Below are 24,650 nucleotides of genomic sequence, written 5' to 3' on the forward strand. Positions count from 1 at the left end.
GGAGTGACACAGAGATGACAACCACCGCCCCGCGCCTCGGCAACGCCCTGGCACGGCTGCTGATCCTCGCGGCCGCGCTGCTCGGCACGCTGCTCGCCGGCGCCGCCCCCGCCTCCGCGCACGCGGCGCTCACCGGCAGCGACCCGAAGGACGGGGCGGTGGTCGCCACCGCCCCCAAGGAGGTCAACCTGACCTTCTCCGAACAGGTCGCCATGAGCCCCGACTCCATCCGGGTCCTCGACCCGGCGGGCCGGCGGGCCGACACCGGCGAGATGCGCGACCTGTGCAGCGGCTCCGTCGTCCGGTACGGCGTGGAGCTGCGAGCCGGACTGCCCGACGGCACGTACACCGTGGCCTGGCAGACCGTCTCGGCCGACAGCCACCCCATCGCCGGTGCCTTCACCTTCTCCATCGGCGCCCCCTCCAGCACCTCCGTCGCCCTGCCGGACCAGGCGCCCGGCGGCGGCCTCGTCGGCACCTTCTACGGCATCGCCCGCTACCTCTCGTACGCCGGATTCGCCGTCCTCGTCGGCGGCGGCGCCTTCGTCCTGGCCTGCTGGCCGCGCGGCGCGAGCGTCCGCCCCGTCCAGCAGACCGTGGTCCGGGGCTGGCTGACCCTCACCGTCGCCACCCTGGCGATGCTGCTCCTGCGCAACCCGTACACCGGCTCAGGCGAGCTCTCCGACGCCTTCGACCTGGCGGGCCTGAAGACCGTCCTGGAGACGAAGACCGGCGCCGCCCTCACCTCCCGGCTGCTGCTGCTCGGCGCCGCCGCGCTCTTCGTGGCCGTCCTCTTCGGCGCCTACGCCCGGCGCACCGACCCGAAGGAGAAGAAGGACCTCGCCTTCGGGCTCGGCCTGGGCGGCACCGTCGTCGCCGCCGGCATCGCCGGGACCTGGGCCCTCGCCGAGCACGCCTCGACCGGTCTCCAGCCCGGTGTCGCCATGCCGGTCGACATCCTGCACCTCCTCGCCGTCGCCGCCTGGCTCGGCGGCCTCACCGTGCTGCTCGTCGCCCTCTACCGGGCGCCGTCCGTCGAGCGCTCCGCGGTCGAGCGCTTCTCCAAGGTGGCCTTCGGCTCCGTGGCCGTCCTGGCCGCCACCGGGCTCTACCAGTCCTGGCGCCAGGTCGGCTCCTGGTCCGCGCTGACCGGGACCCGGTACGGACAGCTGCTCCTGGTCAAGATCGGCCTCATGGCGGTCCTCATCGGCATCGCCTGGGTCTCCCGCCGCTGGACCCAGCGCCTGGCGGACCCGGCGACACGGGAAGCGGACGCGGACGAGACGGACGAGGTCCCGGAAGAGACGGACGAGTCCGCGGGCGGGGAGCCCGAGGTCTCCGAGGCCGAAGCCGCCGAGCCCGCCGAGCCCGCCGAGCCCGCCGAGGCGATCGACCCCCAGCGGGCCGCGCAGCTCGCCCGGCAGCGGGCCGCCGTCGCCACCGCCCGGCGCAAGCGGGAGCGGGACGCCGACCCCGAGCGGGGCGGTCTGCGCCGCTCGGTGCTGACCGAGGCCGCCGTCGCCGTCGTCCTCCTCGCCGTGACCACCGTCCTCACCTCGACGGAACCCGGCCGCACCGAGGAGGAGGCCGGACGGGCCACCTCCGCCTCCGGCCCGGCAGCCGTGCCCGACCGGCCCGTCGACATCCGGCTGCCCTTCGACACCGGCGGCGTCGACGGCAAGGGCGTCGTCCGTCTCAGCCTCGACCCCGGCCGCACCGGCGCCAACGCGCTCCACATCTTCGTCGAGCGCCCCAACGGCAAGCCCCTGGACGTCCCCGAGATCAAGGTCGCCCTCACCCTGGAGGCGAAGGACGTGGGCCCGCTGCCCGTCGCACCCGACCGGATCCAGACCGGACACTGGAGCGCGAGCGGCGTCCAGATCCCCATGCCGGGCGACTGGAAGATCCAGGTGACCGTCCGTACCTCCGAGATCGACCAGACCACCATCGACAAGAACGTGAAGATCGGCTGAGCCTCGTGACCGACAGCGACAACCTTGAGCTCTCCCGGCGGCGCCTGCTCGGCACCGTCGGCGCGGCGGGCGCGGCCAGCCTCGTCGTCGGCGCGGCCGGCGGCGCCGGGATCTCCGCGGCCCTCTCCGGCGAGGACACCGCCGGTGCCGGAGCCGGCGGCGCCCCGGCCCTGACCACCGTCGGCGCGACCTCGGTGATGTTTCACGGGAAACACCAGGCGGGCATCACCACCCCTCTGCAGTCCCGCGGGCATCTCGTCGCCTTCGATCTCGCCCCGGGCGCCGGCCGCAAGGAGGCCGCCGCGCTGCTGCGCCGCTGGTCGGTCACGGCGAAGGCGCTGATGTCGGGCAAGGCCCCGGCGGAGGACACGGGTGTCGCCCTCGACGCGGGCCCGTCCTCCCTCACGGTCACCTTCGGCTTCGGCCGTACCTTCTTCGACCGCACCGGGCTCACCTCGCGCCGGCCCGCGGGGCTGGACCCGCTGCCCGCGTTCTCCTCCGACGCCCTGGACCCCCGGCGCTCGGAGGGCGACCTGTGGGTGCAGATCGGCGCCGACGACGCGCTCGTCGCCTTCCACGCCCTGCGCGCCGTCCAGAAGGACGCGGGGGACGCGGCACGGGTGCGCTGGCAGATGAACGGCTTCAACCGCTCGGCCGGTGCCACCGCGAAGCCGATGACCGCCCGCAACCTGATGGGCCAGGTCGACGGCACGGGCAACCCGAAGCCCACCGACCCGGACTTCGACCGGCGGATCTTCGTCCCGGCCGGGGGCGGCGGCGCGCCGGAGTGGATGGCCGGCGGCTCGTACGCGGTGGTGCGCCGGATCCGGATGCTGCTCGACGACTGGGAGAAGCTGCCGCTGGACCGGCAGGAGCAGGTCATCGGGCGCCGGAAGTCCGACGGGGCGCCGCTCACCGGCGGCACCGAGACCACCGAGCTCGACCTGGACAAGCTCGGTCCCGACGGCAAGCTGGTGATCCCGGACAACGCCCACTCCCGGATCTCCGCCCCCGAACAGAACGGCGGGGCGGCGATGCTGCGCCGGCCGTTCTCCTTCCACGACGGGATCGGTCCGGACGGGACGCCGGACGCGGGCCTCCTCTTCGTCTGCTGGCAGGCGGACCCGCTCAGGGGCTTCGTACCGGTGCAGCGCAAGCTCGACCGGGGTGACGCGCTGTCCGCGTTCATCCGCCACGAGGCGAGCGGGCTCTTCGCGGTCCCGGGCGGACCGGCCGAGGGCGAGTACGTGGGCCAGCGCCTCCTGGAGGCCTGACCGCCGCGACCGGAGGGAGCCCCCGCGCGGACGGGGGCTCGCGACGGCGGCGACCATTAGGGTGACGGTATGTCCGCCACCCGGTACACCTATCTCGGCCCCGAAGGCACCTTCACTGAGGCGGCGCTCCGCACGCTGCCCGAGGCCGCGACGCGGGAACTCGTCCCCATGGTCTCGGTCCCGGCCGCCCTCGACGCCGTACGGAACGGGGAGGCCGCCGCCGCGCTCGTCCCGATCGAGAACTCGGTCGAGGGCGGGGTGACCGCGACCCTGGACGAGCTCGCCTCCGGCGAGCCGCTGATGATCTACCGCGAGGTGCTCCTCCCGATCGCCTTCGCGCTGCTCGTGCGGCCCGGGACCAAGCTCTCGGAGATCAAGACGGTCACGGGCCACCCGGTGGCGCAGCCGCAGGTCCGGAACTGGCTGCGGGCGCACCTGCCCGAGGCGGTCTGGGAGTCGGCGGCCTCCAATGCCGACGGGGCCCGCCTGGTGCAGGAGGGCCGCTTCGACGCCGCCTTCGCGGGGGAGTTCGCGGCGGCGACGTACGGCCTGGAGGCGCTGGTCACGGAGATCCACGACGCGGAGAACGCCGAGACGCGGTTCGTGCTCGTGGGCCGGCCGGCCCGGCCGGCGGCTCCGACGGGCGCGGACAAGACCTCGGTGGTGCTGTGGCTGGGTGACGATCATCCGGGTGCCCTCCTCGAACTGCTCCAGGAATTCGCGGTGCGCGGGGTGAACCTGATGCTGATCCAGTCCCGGCCCACGGGAGCGGGGATCGGGAACTACTGCTTCGCCGTGGACGCCGAGGGCCATATCTCGGACCGGCGGGTGGGCGAGGCGCTGATGGGCCTCAAGCGGATCTGCCCCAAGGTGCGGTTCCTCGGCTCGTACCCCCGGGCGGGGGTCGCGGTCGAGGACGTGGCGGCGCTGCGGCGCGGGACTTCGGACGGGGAGTTCATGGCGGCCTCCGACTGGCTGGCGAGGGCCCAGGACGGTCGGGCCTGATCCGATGGTGACCGAACGCTCCCGGCGGCGGGAGCGTTCGTCCACAGGCTCGAATCACTAGTCCTACCTGCATACTTTTCAGTTACCCACAGAGGTTATCCACAGGGTCGCGCGAGACCTGGGGACAAGTCGACACCGCGCCGAGACAAGGTCGACAAATCGGCCCACTCACCCCCCGCCACTCCGTGCGCCGTCCACAGCGCCCCGCTGACGCCCTCGTCAGCGCCCCTCTGGAGACCCACTCGTTGGAGCGAGCAATTCCCACCCAAATGAGTGTGTCAATGCTGTTTGATCACGGAATTCCCAGGTGCGGCGAGGGAAATCCACGTGATCTTCCCCGTAGTCCACAGATCTTCCGCACAGCCTGTGGATAAGTGAATGCGGCGACCTGACCAACGTCATTTCCGCACACCTCAATTCGGGCAAAACAACACGCGCACGCTTATCCGGTGGGGGCGGGGGAACACGCACCGGTAGCCTGGTGGGGTGATTGACCTTCGCCTGCTCCGTGAGGACCCCGACCGTGTTCGCGCCTCCCAGCGCGCCCGTGGAGAGGACGTCGCGCTCGTCGACGCCCTGCTCTCCGCCGATGAGCGGCGCAGGTCGTCCGGCGTCCGCTTCGACGAGCTCCGATCCGAGCAGAAGGCGCTCGGCAAGCTGATCCCCAGGGCCACCCCCGAGGAGCGCGCCGAGCTCCTGCAGAAGGCCGAGCAGCTCAAGACCGACGTCAAGGCCGCCGAGGCCGAGCAGAACGAGGCCGACGAGACGGCCAGGCAGCTTCTGCTCCAGCTCGGGAACATCGTCCACACCGACGTCCCGGTCGGCGGCGAGGAGGACTTCGTCGTCCTCGAGACGCACGGCACCATCCGCGACTTCGCGGCCGAGGGCTTCGAGCCCAAGGACCACCTGGAGCTCGGCGAGGCGCTCGGCGCCATCGACGTCGAGCGCGGCGCCAAGGTCTCCGGCTCGCGCTTCTACTACCTGACCGGTGTCGGCGCGCTCCTGGAGCTCGCCCTGGTCAACGCGGCGATCGCCCAGGCCACCGAGGCCGGCTTCATCCCCATGCTGACCCCGGCGCTGGTCCGTCCGCGCGCCATGGAGGGCACCGGCTTCCTCGGCCAGGCCGCGGAAAACGTGTACCACCTGGAGAAGGACGACTACTACCTCGTCGGCACGTCCGAGGTGCCCCTCGCGGCGTACCACATGGACGAGATCATCGAGGCCGACAAGCTGCCGCTGCGGTACGCGGGCTTCTCGCCCTGCTTCCGCCGCGAGGCCGGCACGTACGGCAAGGACACCCGGGGCATCTTCCGCGTCCACCAGTTCGACAAGGTCGAGATGTTCTCGTACGTCGCGCCCGAGGACGCGGAGAACGAGCACAAGCGGCTCCTGGAGTGGGAGAAGCAGTGGCTGACCTCCCTGGAGCTGCCGTTCCAGGTCATCGACGTCGCCACCGGTGACCTCGGCTCCTCCGCCTCCCGCAAGTTCGACTGCGAGGCGTGGATCCCGACGCAGGGCAAGTACCGCGAGCTGACCTCCGCCTCGAACTGCGACAGCTTCCAGGCCCGCCGGCTCTCCGTCCGCATGCGCGACGAGCAGGGCGGCAAGAAGACCGTGCAGCCGCTGGCCACCCTCAACGGCACGCTGTGCGCCGTGCCGCGCACGATCGTGGCGATCCTGGAGAACCACCAGCTGGCCGACGGTTCGGTGCGGGTGCCCGAGGTGCTCCGGCCGTACCTCGGCGGCCGTGAGGTCCTGGAGCCGATCGCCAAGTGAGTCCCTTCCCCTACCGCCTGGTCGCGACGGACCTCGACGGCACGCTGCTGCGGGCCGACGAGTCCGTCTCGGGCCGCACGCGGGACGCGCTCGCCGCGGTGACGGCGGCGGGCGCCGCGCACATCGTGGTCACCGGCCGGGCGGTGCCCTGGACCCGGCACATCCTCGACGACCTCGGCTACGAGGGGATCGCGGTGTGCGGGCAGGGCGCGCAGGTCTACCACGCCGGTGAGCACCGGCTGCTGACCTCGCTGACCCTGGACCGGCAGCTCGCGGGGCTCGCCCTCTCCAAGATCGAGGCGGAGGTGGGCCCGCTGGCGGTGGCCGCCAGCCGTGACGGTCTGGAGGGCGAGGTCCTGATGGGCCCCGGCTACCGGGCCCAGGAGGGACCGCTGCCGTACGTGCCGTTCGAGGACCCGGCGGAGCTGTGGTCGGCGCCGCTGACCAAGTTGTACGTCCAGCATCCGACGCTGGGCGACGACGAGCTGACCCGCGTCGCGCGCGAGACGGTCGGCGGGCTCGTGGACGTCGTGATGGCGGGCCCGGGCATCGTGGAGATCCTCCCGCTCGGCCTGAGCAAGGCGACCGGCCTGTCGCTGGCGGCGCGCCGGCTCGGCGTGAAGGCCGCGGACACGATCGCCTTCGGTGACATGCCGAACGACATCCCGATGTTCGGCTGGGCGGCGCACGGCGTGGCCATGGGCAACGCGCACGAGGAGCTGCGGGCGGTGGCGGACGAGGTGACCGCCTCGAACGAGGAGGACGGCATCGCGGTCGTCCTGGAGCGCCTGCTGGCGGCCTGACCTCCCGAGAACCGTACGAAGGCCCGCTCCCCGGAGGGAGCGGGCCTTCGCGGGTTCACGGCCCGCGCGGACCGGGGTCCGCGCGCTCGAAGCGGCCGCACCCGGGGGATCCCCCGTGTCCCCCGTACAACTAGTGTGCGCCGGGCGGACGTTCGACGGCGACCGGTTTTCCGCGGGGTGGATCTCCGCCGGCCGTCACCCCCCGGGTCAGCGGATAGCAGGCCAGGCCGATCGCCAGCGAGATGGCGTGACCGAGGTCGGTGTAGGTGCGGTCGGTGGCGAGCGGGACGAGGAAGAACGCGAGCACCGCGACGAGATAGGGCCAGCGCCAGGGGTACGGCAGCCGGTAGGTCAGGATCCCGGCCGAGGCGGCGAGGCCGTAGCTGACCCCGATGTCGACGACGTGCGCCATGCTCCGCGGCACGTCGTGGAGCTGGATGGCCGCCAGGACCACCTGCTGGCTGATGAGCGTGGCCGCGATGTGCGCGGTGGCGACGGTGAACAGCCATTTCGGGGTGCCCAGCCAGCGTTCCACGGGGGCGTGGAAGACCTCGAACAGCACCGCGTACAGGAGGAGGTCGGCCGGGTTCTCGATCCAGAACGCACTGCCCAGCAGGGCCCGCACCGGATGGTGGGCCAGCTGGTGGAGATTGCTGCTGTTGCGGTGCAGGAGATAGGTCTCCAGGCCATGGGGGGAGAGCGCGATGACGAGGCTGGTGATCGCGATGACCGCCAGCCACACATGCGTACCGGGTGACGAACACACCCACGACCTGATCGGCCGGGACGGTTCGCCACCCGGGGAGGTTTTGCTCGGCACCTTTCAGTGCCTATCACCCGAACCTGGGAGAAACCTCAGAAATTGATCATGTGTCCGGCAATACCGTGGATCGCTTCCTTCACGGCCTCGCCCAGCGTCGGGTGCGCGTGCACGTTCCGGGCGACCTCGTGGACCGTGAGGTCCCACTGCTGGGCCAGCGTCAGCTCGGGCAGCAGCTCGGTGACGTCGGGGCCGATCAGGTGGGCGCCGATGATCTCGCCGTACTTGGCGTCGGCGACGATCTTGACGAAGCCGGTGGCGTCGCCGAGGCCGTGCGCCTTGCCGTTCGCCACGAACGGGAACTTGGCGACCTTGACGTCGTAGCCCTTCTCGCGGGCCTGCGCCTCGGTCCAGCCGAAGCTGGCGATCTGCGGCTGGCAGTAGGTCGCGCGCGGGATCATCGGGTAGTCGAGCTCCATCGTCTCGGCGTCCCCGATGGTCTCGGCCGCAATGACGCCCATGGCCTCGGCGGTGTGCGCGAGCATCAGCTTCGCGGTGACGTCACCGATGGCGTAGATGTGCGGCACGGAGGTGCGGCAGCGGCCGTCGACGTCGATCGCGCCGCGCTCGGTGAGGGCGACGCCGGTGTTCTCCAGGCCGTAGCCGGAGACGTTCGGGGCGAAGCCGATGGCCTGGAGGACCTTGTCGGCCTCCAGGACCTTCTGGACGCCGTCCTTGCCCGTGACGGTGACGCGGACCTGCGGGCCGGACTCGTCGATGGCCTCGACGCGGGTGGAGGTCAGGACGTCGATGCCGAGCTTGCGGTACTGCTTCGCCAGCTCCTTGGAGACCTCCTCGTCCTCCAGCGGGGCGACGCGGTCGAGGAACTCGACGATCGTGACCTTGGTGCCGTAGTTGTTCAGCACGTACGCGAACTCGATGCCGATGGCGCCGGCGCCGGCGATGACGATCGACTTCGGGGCGTCCTCGGCGAGGATCTGCTGCTCGTACGAGACGACGCGGTCGCTGAGGGCCGTGCCCGGGAGAAGACGCGGGCTGGCGCCGGTGGCGATGATGCAGTTGTCGAAGGTGATCGTCTCCGCGGTGCCGTCGGCCTTGGCCACCTGGAGGGTGTTCGCGTCGAGGAAGGTGCCCCGGCCGTTGAACTCGGTGATCCCGTTCTTCTTCATCAGGAAGTGGACGCCCTTGACGCGGCCGTCCGCGACCGAGCGGCTGCGGCGGAACGCCTCGCCGTAGTCGAAGGAGACCGTGCCGTCGACCTTGATGCCGAAGGTCTTCGCCTCGTGGTTGAAGATGTGGGCGAGTTCGGCGTTGCGCAGCAGCGCCTTGGTGGGGATGCAGCCGACGTTCAGGCAGACACCGCCCCAGTACTTCTCCTCGACGACCGCGACCCGCTTGCCCAGCTGGGCGGCGCGGATGGCGGCGACGTAGCCGCCGGGGCCAGCTCCGAGTACGACGACGTCGAAGCGGTCTGACATGACTGACTCCCGAGGGTGGTGAGGGTGTTCGGTCCGCGTACGGCCCCACAGTAGTCCGCCGTCCCCCGCGCGGTCAGTTGTAGGATGACTGGGCAACCGGGTGAATGAAGGGGTACGGAGCGGCATGGCGGCACTCAAGGCGGCGGGGCGGACCTCGCTGGTGGACTCCGTGGTGGAACAGCTGCGCACGCAGCTCGCCGAAGGGGAGTGGGCGGTCGGCGACCGCATCCCGACCGAGCACGAGCTCGCGCAGCAGCTCGGCGTGGGCCGCAACACCGTCCGCGAGGCGGTCCGGGTCCTCGTCCACGCCGGCCTCCTGGAGTCCCGCCAGGGCAACGGCACCTTCGTCAGGTCGACCGCCGATCCGGCCGCCGTGCTCCGCGGCGTCCGGCACGCGGGCGCGGCCGACGTCCTCGAACTGCGGGTCGCGCTGGAGGCCGAGGCCGCCCGGCTCGCGGCCGCCCGGCGCGACACCCACGACCTGCTCCGGCTGCGGGCCGCCCTCACCGGCCTGCGGGAGGAGGGCGACCGGAACGCCGACGCGGACCTCGCCTTCCACCTCGCGGTCGTCGGCGCCACCCACAACGCGGCCTTCGTCGAGGTGTACCGCTTCTTCTCCGCGCAGGTGCACGAGGTCCTCGTGGAGGCCCTCGGCGACCGGGAGATGCCCCCGGTCGACATCGACGCCCACGAGGCCCTGGTGGCGGCCGTCGAGGCCGGCGACCCGGAGGCGGCGGAGCGGCAGGCCCGCGAGCTGCTGCGGGTGCCGATGGAGACGGTCGCGGCGCTGACGGAGCAGAACCGGTGAGGACCGACGAAGAGGCCCGCGTGCTCGTCGACGCCGAGGCCGGGGTCCGGCCGTCGGCCTCAGGGGCGGCGGCCCGCCGCGCCCTGCTCGCGCACCCGGCGGTGCTCCTGGCCGGGATCGTGCTGGCCTCGCTCAACATGCGGGTCGCGCTGGCGAGCGTGGCGCCGCTGGTCGGCGAGATATCCGCCGCCTTCGGGCTCTCGGCGACCGCGAGCTCGCTCGTGACCTCGGTGCCGGTGCTGTTCCTCGGCCTGGGCGCGCTGGTGGCGCCGTGGCTGGGCCGCCGGTTCGGCGCCGAGCGGGTGCTGTTCGCGGCGCTCCTGCTGCTCGGCGTCGGCATCCTCGCGCGCGTACTGCCGTCCGTGTACGCGCTGTACGGCGGCGGGATCCTCGTCGGCACGGCGATCGCCCTGCTCAACGTCCTGATGCCGGGCCTGATCAAGCGTGACTTCCCGGACCGGGCCGCGTCGATGACCTCGGTCTACACGGGCGCGATGATCGCCGGCGCGACGGTCGCCGCGGCGGCTGCGGTCCCGCTGGAGAAGGCCCTGGGCGGCGGCTGGGAGGCCTCGCTGGGCTTCTGGTCGCTGCTCGCCGCGGTCGCGGCCCTCGCCTGGCTCCCGCAGGTCCTGATCGCCCGCGGCCGGACGGGACACGAGGTACGGGCCGTGCCGGCCGGCGGCGCCCGCCCGGTGAGCGTCTGGCGCTCGGCGCTGGCCTGGCAGGTCACCCTCTTCATGGGCCTGCAGTCCCTGTGGTCGTACGTGCTGATCGCCTGGATGCCGACGATCTTCACCGATCACGGGATGAGCCGCTCCACCGCCGGTGTGATCTTCGCCTTCAACAACCTGATCCAGGTCGCCGGCGCCTTCGCCGTACCCCTGCTCGCCGGCCGGATGCGCAGCCAGCGTCCGCTGATCGTGCTGGTCACGACACTCGTCGCGGCCGGTTACGCCGGACTGATGGTGGCGCCCGTGGAGGGTGCCTGGCTCTGGTCGGCGGTCCTCGGCGTCGGTCAGGGCGGTGCCGTCGGCCTCGCCCTGACCCTGATCGTGCTGCGCTCCGGGGACGCGGTGACCGCGTCCCGGCTGTCCGGGATGGCCCAGACGGTCGGCTATCTGATGGCCGCCGCCGGGCCGCTGGCGGCCGGTGCCCTCCACCAGGCCACCGGCTCCTGGACCCTGCCGATCTGCGTGGTCCTCGGCGTCTGCGCGGCCGCCCTCGCCACCGGCCTGCTCGCGGCCCGGAACCGCACGGTCTGACCTACTCCTCGCCGGCCAGGGTCAGCTTGCGCAGCTTCTGGCCGGCGAACCAGGTCGCCGCGACCGTGACCGCCACCAGCAGCGTCACCGCGGTGGTCAGTCCGACCTCGGAGGTGACCAGGCCGTCGCCGGTGACCTTCTGCGCGAGGGCGAGCGCCCACTGCTGGACGCTGAGGGTCCGGGCGCCCGCGATCAGGGAGCCGAAGAGGGCCTCCCACACCAGGGCGTAGACCAGGCCGATCACCACGGCGTGCCGGCTGACCGTGCCGAGCAGCAGGAACATGGCGCTGTAGGCGATGGAGGCGACGAGCGCCGCCACCGTGTACGCCACGGCCACCTGCTGGCCGTTGCCGTTGAGGATGAAGCCGGCGATCAGCGTCGGTACGGCGGAGAAGACCATGGTCACCGCGATCGCCACGATGAGCTTCGTGAAGATGATCGTGGGCCGCTTCACCGGCTTGGACAGCAGATAGACGATCGAGCCGTCGTCGATCTCGGGTCCGATCGCGCCCGTACCGGCGATCACGCCGATCAGCGGCACCATCGTGGCCAGCGCGAATCCGCCGAGGACATCGGCCGCGACCTGGTCGTCAGCGCCGTTGAACGCGCGGACGGCCGCCGCGATGAGCAGCAGCATGCCGGGCAGCAGGAAGAGGATCAGCGCCCTGCGGCGGCCGAGGAGGGCCCGGTAGGTGAGCCGGGCGACTGTGGGGTTGTACATCGGTCAGGCTCCTTTCAGGCCGCGACGAGGTACGAGAAGACCGATTCGAGGGACTCGTCGGAGGGCGAGACCGTGAGGAGGCGGATCCCGCGCTCCTTCGCCACCTGCGGCAGCAGCTCCGTGAACCGTCCGAAGTCCACCGCCTGCACGCGCAGTCCGCCCTCGGCGTGGTCGACCTCGATGCCGGCCGTGGACGGGTCGGCGATCAGCGCGGCGGCGAGGGCCCGGTCGTCGCTGGAGCGGACGAGGTAGCGGTGCGGCCGGTCCGTCATCAGCCGGCGGATCTTGCGGAAGTCGCCGGAGGCCGCGTGCCGCCCGGCCACGATCACCTCGATGTGCGAGGCGAGCTGCTCGACCTCCTCCAGGATGTGCGAGGAGAACAGGACCGTGCGCCCGTCCGCGCCCATCCGCCGCAGCAGGTCCATCAGCTGCATGCGCTGGCGCGGGTCCATGCCGTTGAACGGCTCGTCGAGCAGGAGCACGGACGGCTCGTGGACGAGGGCCGAGGCCATCTTCACGCGCTGCCGCATGCCCTTGCTGTACGTGGAGATCTTGCGGTCCTGGGCGTACTCCATCTCGACCGTGGCCAGGGCCCGCTGGGCCTCCTTGGCACCCAGACCCTGCAGCTCGGCGTTGGCCAGGACGAACTCGCGGCCCGAGAGGAAGTCGTACATCGCCTCCCGCTCGGGGACGACACCGATCTCGCGGTAGACCGACTCGTTCCCCCAGATCTTCTGACCGTCGAGGGTGACGCTGCCGGTGGAGGGGTCGAGGAAGCCGCCCATCATGTTGATCAGGGTGGACTTCCCGGCGCCGTTGGGGCCGAGGAGGCCGGTGACGCCCGGGCCCACCGTCATGGTGACGTCGTTCACGGCCACGACGTTTCCGAACCAGCGGGAGACGTGGTCGATGGCGAGGATGCTCATGGGCGCAGCCCATTCCTTAGAGGGGTGGTGGCGGGCGACGGGAGGGCGGTCACAGCCCGACCTTTCGGTAGCGGCGCATCAGGATGCCGTACGAGCCGGCGACCAGCGCGAGGACGGCCAGGAGGTAGACGACGCCGACACCGGCGCCCGGGCCCCCTCCGTCGGGGAAGCCGGTCGGCGCGCCCAGGAAGGCGGTCTGCACGCCGTCGATGAGGGTCATCGGCGAGAACAGGCCGAGCCACTGGATGGCTCCCTGGTTGTCCGTGGCGTAGGCGATGCCCATGAGGGTGGAGACGGCCCCGTACGAGATCGTCAGGACGGCGATCACGGCGGCGACGCCGAAGCCCCGGCGCGGGGTGAGGGCCGCCATGACAAGACCGATGCCGCCGAAGAGCAGCGAGAGCAGCGCCACGGAGACGAGCCCCTGGCCGAACATCTTGGTCTGCTCGGCGAAGTCCATCTTGGCGAGGAGCGAGCCGATCCAGAGGATCAGCAGGGGGGAGGCGGTGAGGACGAAGAGCGCCGAGGCCATCGCGCCGAACTTGGCGAGGACGTAGTCCGCACGCTCGATCGGGCGGGAGAAGTACAGCGGCACCGTCCGGAACCGGAGGTCCCGGGAGACGGACTGGGGCGCCTGCGAGGCCAGGTAGATGCTGATGACGACCTGGAGGAAGAGCGCGTACTGCGTGTACTCGATCGACAGCTTGGACTGCTTGGTGACGACCGCGACCGCGACGATGACCAGCGCCGGGACGCACATCACCGCGAAGAGCAGCATCGGCAGGACCTTGGACTTGGCGCTGCGGCCCAGGCCGTAGGCGCCGCGCAGCGACTGCGAGAACAGCGACCTGCGCGCGTACGCCCGGCCGAGGCGCGGGCCGTCGTAGGACCGGTAGCCGATGTTGTGGATCTGGGTCGTGTCGGGGGCCTGGGAGCTCATCGCGCCGGCACCTCCTCCTGGTCCGTCGCCTTGAAGACCTCGGCGATGTGGTGGCGGCGCTGTTCCATGCGGACGAGACCGAGGCCGAGACCGGCGACGGTGTCCCGCACGAGGTCGTACGTCTCCTCGCCCGGCGCCTCCAGGAGCAGGATGTGGCCGGCGCCCGGCAGACCGTCCTCCACGCCCGCGTGGATCGTGACCCCGGCGGCGGCGAGGGCCGTGCGGACCGCCGCCGTGCCGTCGGGGTGGGTGTCGGAGTCGGTGACCTCGACCGCGAGGGTCGTGGTGGTCCGCGTGAAGTCGCTGGTGGAGCTGGAGCGCAGCAGCCGGCCGCCGTCGATGACGACGACGTGGTCGCAGGTGCGCTCCAGCTCGCCCAGGAGGTGCGAGGTGACGAGCACGGAGATGCCGAAGTCGGTCCAGATCCGGCGGATCAGTCCGAGCATCTCGTCCCGGCCGACCGGGTCGAGGCCGTTGGTCGGCTCGTCGAGGAGGACCAGCTTCGGGTCGTGGACCAGCGCCTGCGCCAGCTTCACCCGCTGCTTCATGCCCGTCGAGTAGCCGCCGATCGGGCGGTAGCGCTCCTCGTACAGGCCGACGTGGCGGAGGGTGTCGGCGGTCCGCTCGCGGGCGGCGGTCGCGGGCAGCCCGGACATCCGCGCCATGTGGACGACGAACTCCGTGGCCGAGACGTCCGGCGGGAGGCAGTCGTGCTCGGGCATGTACCCGACGCGCTCACGGATCTCGGAGCCGTGGGTCCTGACGTCCAGGCCCAGGACCTGGGCGCTGCCCTCCGTGGCGGGGGAGAGTCCAAGCAGGATTTTGATCATCGTGGACTTGCCGGCTCCGTTGGCACCCACCAGTCCGGTCACACCGGGCCCGATGTCCAGGGAGAGCCGGTCGAGAGCGGTCACCCGGGGGAACCGCTTGCTGAGGCTTTCGGTGGCGATCACAGTCACGCTTCGACGGTAGTGGCGTGCGCCACAGCAGTCGTCAGCCCAACGGCTCGATCCTTCTCCGACTACAGGAGTACATGCCCGTAGGGGCGTCGCGACGAAAGTCTTTTCCACAGGGCTGCCGTCCGACCCCTTGACGCAGCCGCCGGGCATTGTCACATTCATCGGTGTCAAGTTACGAACGCGTAGCGCAGCCGGGCGCTCACACGGGACGGCGGGTGGCATGGCCTCAGCAGTGACAGGCGAACTCTCCGCGGAGCTGCGGGGGTTCAGGGAAGTACAGCGGCTCTCCTACGAGTGCGCGGAAGCCGTCGCGGCCCAGCTCAAGCCGGGCGTGACCGAGCGCGAGGCCGCCCGGATGCAGCGGGAGTGGCTGTACGAGCGGGGTGTGCGCGACTGGTTCCACCGGCCGTTCGCCTGGTTCGGGGACCGCACGGCCTTCGTCGACTTCAAGATCCCACTGCAGTTCTTCCCCACGAACCGGCGTCTGGAGGCGGGGATGCCGTTCATCCTCGACATGGCCCCGGTCCACAAGGGGTACGCGGCGGACATCGGCTACAGCGGCTGTCTCGGGCTCAACCCCCTGCACGACAAGCTGCTCGCCGACCTGGAGGCCCACCGCGAGCTGATCCTCCGCGAGGTGCGGGAGCGTCGCACGCTGCGCGAGATATACGAGGACGTGGACCGGCTCATGGTCCGCCAGGGCTACGCGAACCGGCACCGGGCCTATCCCTTCGGCGTCATCGCCCACAAGATCGACCGGGTGAAGGAGCGCCGCTGGGCGCCGACGCTGTTCGGCTTCGGCACCCAGTCGCTCAAGGGCCTCGCGAGCGACGCCGTGCACGGCCACCGGGACGGCTGGTCGCCGCTCTGGTCGCCGTACAAGTTCTCCGACCACCCGCCCAAGCCCGGGCTCTGGGCGGTCGAACCGCACCTCGGATTCCGGGGGACGGGCGCGAAGTTCGAGGAGATCCTGGTCGTCACCGACTCCCGGGATCCCGAGCAGAGCGCTTTCTGGCTGGACGACGATCTGCCGCACGTGCGGCGCTGGAACGAGGGAGCGGTCTGATGGCGGGAATCTCCGGGCTCGACTCGGCGCGGGAGCGCTGGGTCCGGACGGGCGGAATCGAGCTGTGTGTCGCCGAGCTCGGCGACACGGACCGGCCGACCGTCCTCCTCGTGCACGGGTACCCGGACTCCAAGGAGGTGTGGTCGGAGGTCGCGACCCGGCTCGCCGAGGAGTTCCACGTGGTGCTGTACGACGTCCGGGGCCACGGCCGGTCGACGGCTCCGGCCCCGCTGCGCGGCGGCTTCACCCTGGAGAAGCTGACGGACGACTTCCTCGCGGTCGCCGACGCCGTCAGTCCGGACCGTCCGGTCCACCTCGTCGGCCACGACTGGGGTTCGGTGCAGTCCTGGGAGTTCGCCACCGTCCCGCGCACCGAGGGCCGGATCGCCTCCTTCACCTCGATGTCGGGGCCCTCGCTCGACCACTTCGGGCACTGGATCAAGCGGCGGATGACCCGGCCCACCCCGCGCCGGGTCGGCCAGCTCCTCGGCCAGGGCGCCAAGTCCTGGTACGTGTACATGCTGCACACGCCCGTGCTGCCGGAGCTCGCCTGGCGGGGCCCGCTCGGCAAGCGCTGGCCGAAGCTCCTGGAGCGGATGGAGAAGGTCACGGCCGGGGACTACCCGACGCCCTCCCTGCCGAGCGACGCGGCGCACGGCGCCTGGCTCTACCGGGACAACGTCCGGGCCCGGCTCGGCCGGCCGCGCCCCGACGCGTACGCGCACGCGCCCGTGCAGCTGATCACGCCGACCGGTGACGCCTTCCTCTCCGAGCGGCTCTACGACGACCTGGGCACCTGGGTGCCGGACCTGACCCGGCGCACCCTGCCCGCCAAGCACTGGGTCCCGCGCACCCGTCCGGACCAGCTGTCCGCCTGGATAGCCGAGTTCGTCCGGGCCAACGACGACGCGGCGACGAAGGCACCGAAGCCCGTCGCGGCGACGGCGGCGAAGGGCGGTGTGAAGCCGGCGTACGCGGAGCGGTTCGGCGGCCAGCTCGTCCTGGTCACCGGGGCGGCCAGCGGCATCGGCCGGGCCACCGCCTTCGCTTTCGCGGAGGCCGGGGCCCGGGTGGTGGCCGTGGACCGGGACGCCGAGGGCGCGGCCCGCACGGCGGACATGGCACGCCTGATCGGCGCCCCGGAGGCCTGGGGCGAGACGGTCGACGTCGCCGACGAGCAGGCGATGGAGAAGCTGGCCGCGAAGGTGGCGAGCGAGTACGGCGTCGTCGACGTCCTGGTCAACAACGCGGGCATCGGGCTCACGGGTTCCTTCTTCGAGACCTCGGCCGAGGAGTGGAAGCGGGTCCTGGACGTCAACCTGTGGGGCGTCATCCACGGTTGCCGCTTCTTCGGCGCGCAGATGACGGCGCGCGGCCAGGGCGGCCACATCGTCAACACCGCCTCGGCGGCGGCCTTCCAGCCCTCCCGGGCGCTGCCCGCGTACAGCACCTCGAAGGCGGCGGTGCTGATGCTCAGCGAGTGCCTTCGGGCCGAACTGGCCGACCAGGGCATCGGGGTGTCGGCGATATGCCCCGGCATCGTCAACACCAACATCACGGCGACCGCGCGGTTCGCCGGGGTCACGGACGCGGCCGAGGAGAAGCGGCGGCAGCAGAAGGCCTCCCGGCTGTACGGGCTGCGGAACTACCCGCCGGAGAAGGTCGCGGACGCGATCCTGGGGGCGGTGCTGCACGACCGGGCCGTCGTCCCGGTGACCCCCGAGGCCAGGGGCGCCCACTTCCTGTCCCGGCTCAGCCCGGGAGCGCTGCGGGCCCTGGCCCGCTGGCAGCCGCCGGCGTAGGGAGGAGCACGGGCGGGACCGGCGGTCGTACGATCCCTCCCAGGAGGGGCCCCGCGGCGGCGGGGTGGAGGATGCGGTCGGTGGGAGCGGGTTTGTCCGAGCAGTCAGCACAGCCGGAGTACCGGATCGAGGATCTCGCCCATCACAGCGGGGCCACGGTCCGGACGATCCGCGCCTACCAGGACCGCGGTCTGCTGCCCCGCCCGGAGCGGCGGGGCAGGTCGAACGTGTACGGGGACGCGCACCTCGCGCGGCTCCACCAGATCGCCGACCTCCTCGACCGGGGCTACACCCTGGCCTCGATCAAGGAGCTCCTGGAGGCCTGGGACACCGGCCGTGGGCTCGGCGGGGTGCTGGGCCTGGTCGCCGAGGTCCACGGACCGTGGACGGACGAGGAGGCCGACCGGATCTCCCGCGCGGAGCTGGACGCCCGCTTCGGCGGCACGCCCGACGAGGAGGCCATCCGGGAGGCCGTCGAGCTCGGCGTGCTGGAGCGGTTGCCGGGCGCGGAGACCGAGGAGTACCTGGTACCCAGCCCGCAAGAGCTGGCGGTGGCGGCCGAGTTGTACGCGGCAGGGGTGCCGCTTGCGGCAATCACCGGACACCTGAGGGAACTTCGCGACCAGGTCGAGCACATAGCTTCCCGTTTCCTGGAGTTCACGACCGAGCACGTCTTCGCGCGCTATCTGGAGCACCGGCCGCCGACGGACGCGGACGCGGCCGAGGCGGCGACGATGGTGCGGCGCCTCAGGCCGCTCGCGCAGCAGACCGTGGACGCAGAACTCGCCCGCGCCATGCGTCTGCTGGCGACCCGTCACCTCCAGATCCACCTGTCGCCCGATCCCCTTCGGGTCGAGGACGATCAGGCGCGCGTGGTGGCACTGCCCGCCGGGACGATACGGGCCGTGCAGAGCCTGGTTGGTGCGGAGGGCGTCGAGGCCTTCATCGCGGCAGCCACGGAACGGGAGGTCAACAAAAGGACATTGGACACCCTTGCCGCAAATCAGCGCATAGCGAATGAACTTACCCAATAACCCTGAAGAACCAGCCCTGTTGTCCACAGAATCGCCAACTAGCCTGTGGATAACTCACTTTGGTTGTGGATCAAACCTGCACGCTCGAATTCGATGGTGGTGAGTTTCGCGCTCCGGCATCCTGACGGAATGACGCGAAGACAACCACCTGACGATCGGCGCACGGTGAAGGTGTCGAAGTACCTCTCCAAGCATCTGCGCCACCAGCCCGAGCGGATCGGACTCGTCCTCGACGCGCACGGCTGGACCGAGATCGACGCCCTGCTCCGGGCCACCGCGGAGCACGGCTTCCCGATCACCCGCGAGGAGCTCGACCACGTCGTCGCGACCAACGACAAGAAGCGCTTCGCGATCGAGGGCACCCGTATCCGCGCGAGCCAGGGCCACACCGTCGCGGTCGACCTGGACCTGCCGGCCGCCGAACCGCCCGCGTACCTCTACCACGGTACGGTCGCGGACCGGCTCCCCGCGATCCGGTCGGAGGGACTGCGGCCCATGGCCCGGCACCACGTCCACCTCTCCCCCGACCGGGAGACGGCGACCAGGGTCGGCGCGCGCCGGGGACGGCCCGTCGTGCTGAGCGTCGACGCCGGGGCCATGCGGCGGGCCGGGCACGTGTTCCACGTCAGCGCCAACGGGGTGTGGCTGACCGACGCCGTCCCGCCGGAGTTCCTCCGCTTCCCCGCGTAGGCCCGCTTCCCCGCGTGCGCCCGGGTGCCTTCTGAGCCGCCGGCCCTCCGCGAGCCCGTGCGCGGAAGACCCCGCCCGAGGGGTGATGAGGCATGATCACTTCCATGGCTCACCCGCATCTGCCCACCACCGAAGCGGCCGTCACCGCGATCCGCGAGATCGCCCAGGACTTCAACCTGGAGATGACGGTGACCGACGACATCGGGGCGGACCAGACCTCCCGGCGCACCTCGTCCGGCGCCTTCGCCGTCCTCGACCCGGACGGATCGCTGCCGCACGAGGCCTACGTCGAACTGGGCGGCTCCCCCTCGGTCACGGTCCAGGTCTTCCCCGAGGACGACGCCCGGATCACCGTGGACGGCATCGAGTTCGCGGACGTGCCGCGCGACGCGGTCCCCGCCTTCCTGCGCTCCGTCCACGGCGGCCTCGCCCACGTGAAGGGACGGTTCTTCCCGCCCGGCTGGTGGCTGATCGTCCCGCTGCCCGGCGACGAGACGTACAAGGAACTGGTCACCGGCGTCAGTCTCACCCCCTGGATGAGCTCCCTCGTCCGCTGACCGCCGCAGGCGGGAGCCATGACCTCGCGCCTGGGCACCGTGGTCCTGCCCCCACCTCGGCCGCGACGGCCCCCGGGAAGCGGGGCGTCCGTTCAGGAGGAGAGGCGGTTCAGCGCCGCGGCGGCGATGCCTTCGAAGGAGGCCGGGGCGCCGCCGGGCCGGCCGGAAAGCTCGACGACGGCGACCCTGGTGCCGCTGCGCAGGACCGCGACGCCACCGCTGACGGTGCCGTCGCCGCTGTAGGCCGGGTACCAGCGGGCGGTGCCGCCGGTGGCGGTCAGGGTGTGGGCCGCGCCGTAGTACCAGTGGCCGGCGGGCTCGTCCTGGCAGTCCTGGACGAGCGCGACGAGCTGCTTCTCCCAGAGCGCGGCCGAGGTCCTGGTGGGGGCGCTCGCGGCCGACTCGGTCAGCCGGCTGTCGGTGTCGAAGCTCCAGGTCACGGACGCGTACGCGGTGGCCGTGCCCTTGGTCAGGCCGCGCATCGTCTCCTCGCCGGAGCACGCGGACAGCGCCTCGCGTCCGGTCAGCGCCACGGTCGCGCCGACCGGGTTCAGCCCCTGCCGGAAGAGGTCCTCGCTCTGCACGAGGTCGGCGGAGCCGAGGCCCGACGCGACGGCCGCGACCGCGAACGGGCGGGCGGCGGTGGCCGGGTGGCCGGCCACGGCGGCGGTGGCCGACTGGCTGCCGACGACCCCGGCCGTGATCAGCGCGGCGGCGAAGCAGACCGCGGTGGCGACCCGGTTGCGGCGAACGGGCTTCTGGTGGGCGTTCTTGTTCTCGGTCATCTGATCCCCCTGCTGGTCGGGACGCCTGCTGCGTCCTCGTACAACCGGGTGATGCCGCCGGAGGAGGGAAAGTTGGAGCCCCGACCGGCTGTTTCACAGCTGTGACAGAGCGGTCCTGACGACGCGGTTCATCGCGGCCGTCCCCAGGCAGGCGGCGACCTCCAGGACCCCGTAGTGGTTGCCGCTGCGCAGCACGGCGATGCCGCCGCACGGTTCCTTGCCCTCGGGCGCCGTGCCGGTGGTGTTGAGGGATCCCGGGTAGGAGCCCATCCAGCTCGCGGTGACGTCCGGGGCGAGCCGCAGCGTCGTGGTCTTCCCGTAGACCCAGTGCCCCGGCGCCTCCTCCTGACAGGGCACCTGTTCCAGCAGCAGGCGCTCGGCGAAGTTCTGCGCCAGGGAAGGGCTCCGGGCTTCGGCGGCGACCTCGCGGGCGACCTGGTCGGCGCTCTCCGCGGCCAGCGTGGGGTCGCTCGGGTTGGTGCGGGTGCCGGTCATCAGTCCGCGGAAGTGGGCACCGGGCCCGCCCAGCGTCTCGGTGAGCGTCTTCTCCCCGGTGCAGGCCGCGTTGGCGTACGAACCGTCGCCGTACCGGTCGGTGACGTGGATCCGCCCGATGCCGAACTCCGGGCCGAACGCCGCGGGTTCCAGAAGGTTCGCATGCGTCACCGGCCCGGTCGCACCGGCCGGCGAGGCGGAGCCGGAGGGCGCGGGCGTCGGGGCGGACACGCCGGGCGTCCGAGCGGCGGACGTGCCCTGGGACGCCCCGCCGGCCGCGGCACCCGACCGCGCCGCCGGGTGCGCCTCGGCCCCGGGGGGCGGCGGCAGGACGAATCGCCCGGTCACCAGCCCGAGCGCGGCGGCGGCCACCAGGGCGGCGACGGCGGACCGGGTCCGGATGACGGCGTGGCCGCCGCCCGTAACGGGACCGCCGTTCACCGACCGGTGACCAGGCGCTCGCGCATGAAGCGGCGGGCCTGGTGGATACGGTCCTTGACCGTGCCCAACGGGGCGTCCAGCTCCTCGGCCACCTGGACGTAGGTCAGGTCGCACAGGTCGCGCAGCACGAAGGACTCCACCAGGGCGGGGTGCTGCCGCTCCAGCGCGGCCAGCGCCTCCATCAGATCGAGCCGGGTCCCGGCGATGACGCTGGTGGTGCGCGGGTCGACGGACTCGGGGAGGTCGGCGTGGCTGTCCTCGGCGCGTCGGCGCATCGAACGGTAGGTCGACCGGGCGGCGTTCGAGGCGATCACCGTCACCCAGCCGAGGAAGGAGCCGCGGCCGCCGTACTCGCCCAAGTGCTTGCTGACGGACAGGAGCGCGTCCTGCGCGGCCTCCTCCGCGTCGGCGTGGTGGGGCAGGAAGCGCGAGCAGCGGCGCAGCACCACCGGCCGCAGTTTGGCCAGCAGGTACTCCATCGACCCCGGGTCACCCGCCTGAGCGGCCGCCACGAGCCGCTCCAGCTCACCGTCCTCGAACACTCGGATTCCCCCGGTTCCCTGCCGCCTGGCATCCCACCCGCCGAACGGGCGTTCCACACCCCCGCCGACTCCGGCAGAATGCTGCCACATGCGCAAGCTCGGCCGTTACCTCCTTCTGGAGCGGCTCGGAGCCGGCTCCTTCGCGACGGTCTGGAAGGCCTACGATCCGGAGCTCGACACCGAGGTCGCGGTGAAGGTGCTGGCCGAGAACTGGGCCGCCAACGCCGACGTGCGCGAGCGGTTCCTCGCGGAGGCGAGGCTGCTGCGCCGCATCGCCAGCCCGCGAGTGGTCCGGGTGCACGACGTCGGGGTGCAGGAGGACCAGCCCTACTTCGTCATGGACCTCGTCCGCGGCGGCACCCTGGAGGACCGGGTCGGGCAGTGCGACCCGCAGGAGGCGCTGCGGCTGGCCGCGGAGGCGGGCTACGCGGTCCAGGTCCTGCACGAGGCGGGTGTGGTGCACCGCGACGTCAAGCCGTCCAACCTGCTGCTCTCCACCGACCCCGCGCCCGCCGCGGTGCTGGTGGCGGATCTGGGCAGCGCGAAGCAACTGGCCGACGCGTCCGGGCTGACGGTGACCACGGGCACGCCCGCGTACATGGCACCGGAACAGGCCTTCCAGACCGGCGGGTTCGACGGGAGGGCCGACGTGTACGCGCTGGCCGTCGTGGCCTACGAGCTGCTGACCGGGCGGAAGCCGTTCGGCCCGGGCGGGCGCGCCACAGCTCTGATGACCGACCAGCCGTCCGCCTCGACGCTGCCGGCGCTCCCTGCCGGAGCGGAGCTCCCACCCCACGTCGACCTGCTGCTGCGGGCCGCGATGTCCGTCGAGCCGGCGGACCGGCCGGCGACCGCCCGGGCCTTCGCGGACGCGCTGCTGGCTCCGGTCCCACGGGCCCAGCCCCTGGAACACCCCGGGTGGCTGACCCCGCGCGCGGTCGGTCTGGCGTCGGGAGCGGTGTTCACGGCGACGGCCCTGCTGAGCTGGCTGCAGCGCTGAGATCCGGCAGGAACGGGGTGGCCGGCCCTGGTGCCGACGCGACCCGGCCGCCGACGGCTGCCGTAGGGTCGGTGGCATGCGTCTGAGCACCGTGATCCTCCCCATCCACCGATGGGCCGAAGGGCAGAAGATCTGGCGGCGGGCCGAAGACCTCGGCTTCCATGCCGCGTACACGTACGACCACCTGTCGTGGCGGTCGTTCCGGGACGGGCCGTGGTTCGGTGCCATCCCCACGCTCACAGCCGCGGCGACGGTCACACAGAGCATGCGACTGGGCACCCTCGTGACCTCGCCGAACTTCCGGCACCCGGTGACGCTCGCCAAGGAGCTGATCACGCTGGACGACGTCTCCGGCGGGCGGATCACCCTGGGCATCGGCGCGGGCGGCAACGGCTTCGACGCCACCGCCCTCGGGCAGGAGGCGTGGACGCCGAAGGAGCGGGCCGACCGCTTCGGCGAGTTCGTGGCGCTGCTCGACCGGCTCCTCACCGAGGACGCGGTGACGGACCGGGGCACCTTCTACTCGGCCGACGAGGCGCGGAACATCCCCGGCTGCGTCCAGAGCCCGCGGCTGCCGTTCGCGGTGGCGGCGACCGGGCCGCGCGGGCTGAGGCTGGCCGCGCGGTACGGGCAGGCGTGGGTGACGACCGGCGACCCGAAGCTGTACGAGGAGGGCACGCCGGAGCAGTCGGTGGCGGCCCTGCGCGGCCAGGTCGAGAAGCTCGCCAAGGCGTGCGCCGAGTCCGGGCGGGACGTCGCCGAGCTGGACAAGGTCCTGCTGACCGGTTTCACCCCGGACCGGAGCCGGCCACTGGAGTCCGTGGACGCCTTCGTCGACTTCGCCGGACGCCACCGCGAGCTCGGCTTCACCGAGATCGTGATCCACTGGCCGATCGCGGACTCCGACTTCGCCGCCGACCAGACGGTCTTCGAGAACATCGCCACCGAGGCGCTCGCCCAGCTGGGCTGACCGGATCGACCCGCCCCGTGTCGGGGCGGGTCAGGCCGTCCGATGCCACTCGGCGCCGGCTCCGCACCGGTCGCAGCCGGCGGGGGACGACGCCTCGCAGGCCGCGGAGGCCTCCTTCTCACGGGCCGCGGCGGACGGCGTCCACTGCTGCGGCACGGCACTCACTGCACTCACTGCGCTCACGGCACGAGACGGGTCGGCGCTCAAGGCACTCACGGCACTCACCGCGCGAGAGGCGTCGGCACTCACCGCGCGAGAGGCGTCGGCGCCCCCGGCGCCGGTCGTCGGCCGTGCCACGACGTCGGCCAGGCCGGCCAGGACGTCGCCCACCAGCACCGGCTCCCGTACGGGATGAGCCGCTCCGGCACGTTCGCACTCCGCGCACAGGGTCATGCGCAGGCTCGCGACCCACGTCCCGTACGGCACACCGCAGGAGTCGCACTCCTGTCTTCGCCGGCCCGCGACCATGACCCGCCCTCCCTGGAGACGCCGTCAGCTCCCAGGGATCTTCCCCGCCACGCCGAAAACGAACGGGTGTTTACGGCCATGTCCTGACACGCCC

The 24,650-nt window shown here is 72.0% G+C and carries 23 protein-coding genes; 14 read left to right on the top strand and 9 right to left on the bottom strand.

The window, feature by feature from the left end:
• Positions 1 to 14: 14 nt before the first annotated feature.
• The 5 genes from IE237_RS27930 (at position 15) to IE237_RS27950 (ending at position 6,831) form a co-directional block, all read left to right on the top strand.
• On the top strand, positions 15 to 1,973 hold the full coding sequence (locus IE237_RS27930; protein ID WP_189804882.1) for a copper resistance CopC/CopD family protein: 1,959 nt from the start codon (positions 15 to 17) through the stop codon (positions 1,971 to 1,973).
• Between the two features lie 5 nt (positions 1,974 to 1,978).
• Positions 1,979 to 3,247, top strand: coding sequence for an iron uptake transporter deferrochelatase/peroxidase subunit (efeB, locus tag IE237_RS27935; RefSeq protein WP_189804883.1), 1,269 nt, complete (start codon positions 1,979 to 1,981; stop codon positions 3,245 to 3,247).
• Positions 3,248 to 3,316: 69 nt separating this feature from the next.
• Positions 3,317 to 4,252, top strand: a complete 936-nt coding sequence (gene pheA / locus IE237_RS27940; protein WP_189804884.1) for a prephenate dehydratase — start codon at positions 3,317 to 3,319, stop codon at positions 4,250 to 4,252.
• 486 nt (positions 4,253 to 4,738) lie between these two features.
• Positions 4,739 to 6,028, top strand: coding sequence for a serine--tRNA ligase (gene serS, locus IE237_RS27945; RefSeq protein WP_189804885.1), 1,290 nt, complete (start codon positions 4,739 to 4,741; stop codon positions 6,026 to 6,028).
• On the top strand, positions 6,025 to 6,831 hold the full coding sequence (locus tag IE237_RS27950) for an HAD family hydrolase (RefSeq protein WP_189804886.1): 807 nt from the start codon (positions 6,025 to 6,027) through the stop codon (positions 6,829 to 6,831). The genes serS and IE237_RS27950 overlap by 4 nt, the downstream gene beginning before the upstream one ends.
• Positions 6,832 to 6,961: 130 nt before the next feature.
• On the opposite strand, the gene IE237_RS27955 is transcribed toward IE237_RS27950, so the two are convergent.
• Both IE237_RS27955 and lpdA read right to left on the bottom strand, forming a co-directional pair.
• Positions 6,962 to 7,597 (bottom strand): rhomboid-like protein, encoded by a 636-nt coding sequence (locus IE237_RS27955; RefSeq protein ID WP_370468293.1) that lies wholly within the window; start codon positions 7,595 to 7,597, stop codon positions 6,962 to 6,964.
• A gap of 89 nt (positions 7,598 to 7,686) precedes the next feature.
• Positions 7,687 to 9,090, bottom strand: coding sequence for a dihydrolipoyl dehydrogenase (gene lpdA, locus IE237_RS27960; protein WP_189804888.1), 1,404 nt, complete (start codon positions 9,088 to 9,090; stop codon positions 7,687 to 7,689).
• A gap of 124 nt (positions 9,091 to 9,214) precedes the next feature.
• On the opposite strand from lpdA, the gene IE237_RS27965 reads away from it, so the two are divergent.
• Together IE237_RS27965 and IE237_RS27970 are read left to right on the top strand one after the other, a co-directional pair.
• On the top strand, positions 9,215 to 9,898 hold the full coding sequence (locus tag IE237_RS27965; RefSeq protein WP_189804889.1) for a FadR/GntR family transcriptional regulator: 684 nt from the start codon (positions 9,215 to 9,217) through the stop codon (positions 9,896 to 9,898).
• Positions 9,895 to 11,160: a CynX/NimT family MFS transporter gene (locus tag IE237_RS27970; protein WP_189804890.1), complete on the top strand. Its 1,266-nt coding sequence runs from the start codon at positions 9,895 to 9,897 to the stop codon at positions 11,158 to 11,160. The genes IE237_RS27965 and IE237_RS27970 overlap by 4 nt, the downstream gene beginning before the upstream one ends.
• Position 11,161: 1 nt before the next feature.
• Here the strand turns inward: IE237_RS27970 and IE237_RS27975 are convergent, their stop codons facing one another.
• Genes IE237_RS27975 through IE237_RS27990 form a run of 4 tightly spaced genes read right to left on the bottom strand, consistent with a single transcriptional unit; the run spans position 11,162 to position 14,700 of the window.
• Positions 11,162 to 11,881, bottom strand: coding sequence for an ABC transporter permease (locus tag IE237_RS27975; protein WP_189804891.1), 720 nt, complete (start codon positions 11,879 to 11,881; stop codon positions 11,162 to 11,164).
• A gap of 14 nt (positions 11,882 to 11,895) precedes the next feature.
• Entirely contained in the window at positions 11,896 to 12,807 is a 912-nt protein-coding gene (locus tag IE237_RS27980) for an ABC transporter ATP-binding protein (protein ID WP_189804892.1), read from the bottom strand.
• Between the two features lie 49 nt (positions 12,808 to 12,856).
• A complete protein-coding gene (locus tag IE237_RS27985; RefSeq protein ID WP_189804893.1) occupies positions 12,857 to 13,747 on the bottom strand; it encodes an ABC transporter permease in 891 nt (296 codons plus the stop codon).
• Positions 13,744 to 14,700 carry an ABC transporter ATP-binding protein gene (locus IE237_RS27990; protein WP_189804984.1) on the bottom strand — a complete coding sequence of 319 codons (957 nt, stop codon included), beginning with the start codon at positions 14,698 to 14,700 and terminating at the stop codon, positions 13,744 to 13,746. Before IE237_RS27990 ends, IE237_RS27985 begins: the two co-directional genes overlap by 4 nt.
• Positions 14,701 to 14,926: 226 nt before the next feature.
• On the opposite strand from IE237_RS27990, the gene IE237_RS27995 reads away from it, so the two are divergent.
• The 5 genes from IE237_RS27995 to IE237_RS28015 all read left to right on the top strand — a co-directional run bounded on the left by IE237_RS27995 (position 14,927) and on the right by IE237_RS28015 (position 19,855).
• Positions 14,927 to 15,772, top strand: a complete 846-nt coding sequence (locus IE237_RS27995) for a M24 family metallopeptidase (protein WP_189804894.1) — start codon at positions 14,927 to 14,929, stop codon at positions 15,770 to 15,772.
• Entirely contained in the window at positions 15,772 to 17,574 is a 1,803-nt protein-coding gene (locus IE237_RS28000; protein WP_189804895.1) for an SDR family oxidoreductase, read from the top strand. The genes IE237_RS27995 and IE237_RS28000 overlap by 1 nt, the downstream gene beginning before the upstream one ends.
• A 71-nt stretch (positions 17,575 to 17,645) precedes the next feature.
• On the top strand, positions 17,646 to 18,608 hold the full coding sequence (locus IE237_RS28005) for a MerR family transcriptional regulator (RefSeq protein WP_189804896.1): 963 nt from the start codon (positions 17,646 to 17,648) through the stop codon (positions 18,606 to 18,608).
• Between the two features lie 129 nt (positions 18,609 to 18,737).
• The gene (locus IE237_RS28010) at positions 18,738 to 19,298 is read left to right on the top strand and encodes an RNA 2'-phosphotransferase (RefSeq protein WP_189804897.1); all 561 of its coding nucleotides are present in this window, start codon (positions 18,738 to 18,740) and stop codon (positions 19,296 to 19,298) included.
• A 104-nt stretch (positions 19,299 to 19,402) separates the two neighbouring features.
• Complete coding sequence (locus IE237_RS28015; protein ID WP_189804898.1) at positions 19,403 to 19,855, top strand: hypothetical protein; 453 nt, start codon at positions 19,403 to 19,405, stop codon at positions 19,853 to 19,855.
• 92 nt (positions 19,856 to 19,947) lie between these two features.
• Here the strand turns inward: IE237_RS28015 and IE237_RS28020 are convergent, their stop codons facing one another.
• The 3 genes from IE237_RS28020 to IE237_RS28030 form a co-directional block, all read right to left on the bottom strand.
• Complete coding sequence (locus IE237_RS28020) at positions 19,948 to 20,640, bottom strand: hypothetical protein (protein ID WP_189804899.1); 693 nt, start codon at positions 20,638 to 20,640, stop codon at positions 19,948 to 19,950.
• A 93-nt stretch (positions 20,641 to 20,733) separates the two neighbouring features.
• On the bottom strand, positions 20,734 to 21,576 hold the full coding sequence (locus IE237_RS28025; protein ID WP_189804900.1) for a hypothetical protein: 843 nt from the start codon (positions 21,574 to 21,576) through the stop codon (positions 20,734 to 20,736).
• Positions 21,573 to 22,118, bottom strand: a complete 546-nt coding sequence (locus tag IE237_RS28030; RefSeq protein WP_229842927.1) for an RNA polymerase sigma factor — start codon at positions 22,116 to 22,118, stop codon at positions 21,573 to 21,575. The genes IE237_RS28025 and IE237_RS28030 overlap by 4 nt, the downstream gene beginning before the upstream one ends.
• An 88-nt stretch (positions 22,119 to 22,206) precedes the next feature.
• Between IE237_RS28030 and IE237_RS28035 the strand changes: the two genes are divergently transcribed.
• Both IE237_RS28035 and IE237_RS28040 read left to right on the top strand, forming a co-directional pair.
• Positions 22,207 to 23,118: a serine/threonine-protein kinase gene (locus IE237_RS28035; protein ID WP_189804902.1), complete on the top strand. Its 912-nt coding sequence runs from the start codon at positions 22,207 to 22,209 to the stop codon at positions 23,116 to 23,118.
• 76 nt (positions 23,119 to 23,194) lie between these two features.
• Positions 23,195 to 24,088, top strand: coding sequence for an LLM class flavin-dependent oxidoreductase (locus IE237_RS28040; protein ID WP_189804903.1), 894 nt, complete (start codon positions 23,195 to 23,197; stop codon positions 24,086 to 24,088).
• The last annotated feature ends 562 nt before the right edge of the window (positions 24,089 to 24,650 follow it).

This window comes from Streptomyces tanashiensis, assembly GCF_014648895.1.
Classification (GTDB): domain Bacteria; phylum Actinomycetota; class Actinomycetes; order Streptomycetales; family Streptomycetaceae; genus Streptomyces; species Streptomyces tanashiensis.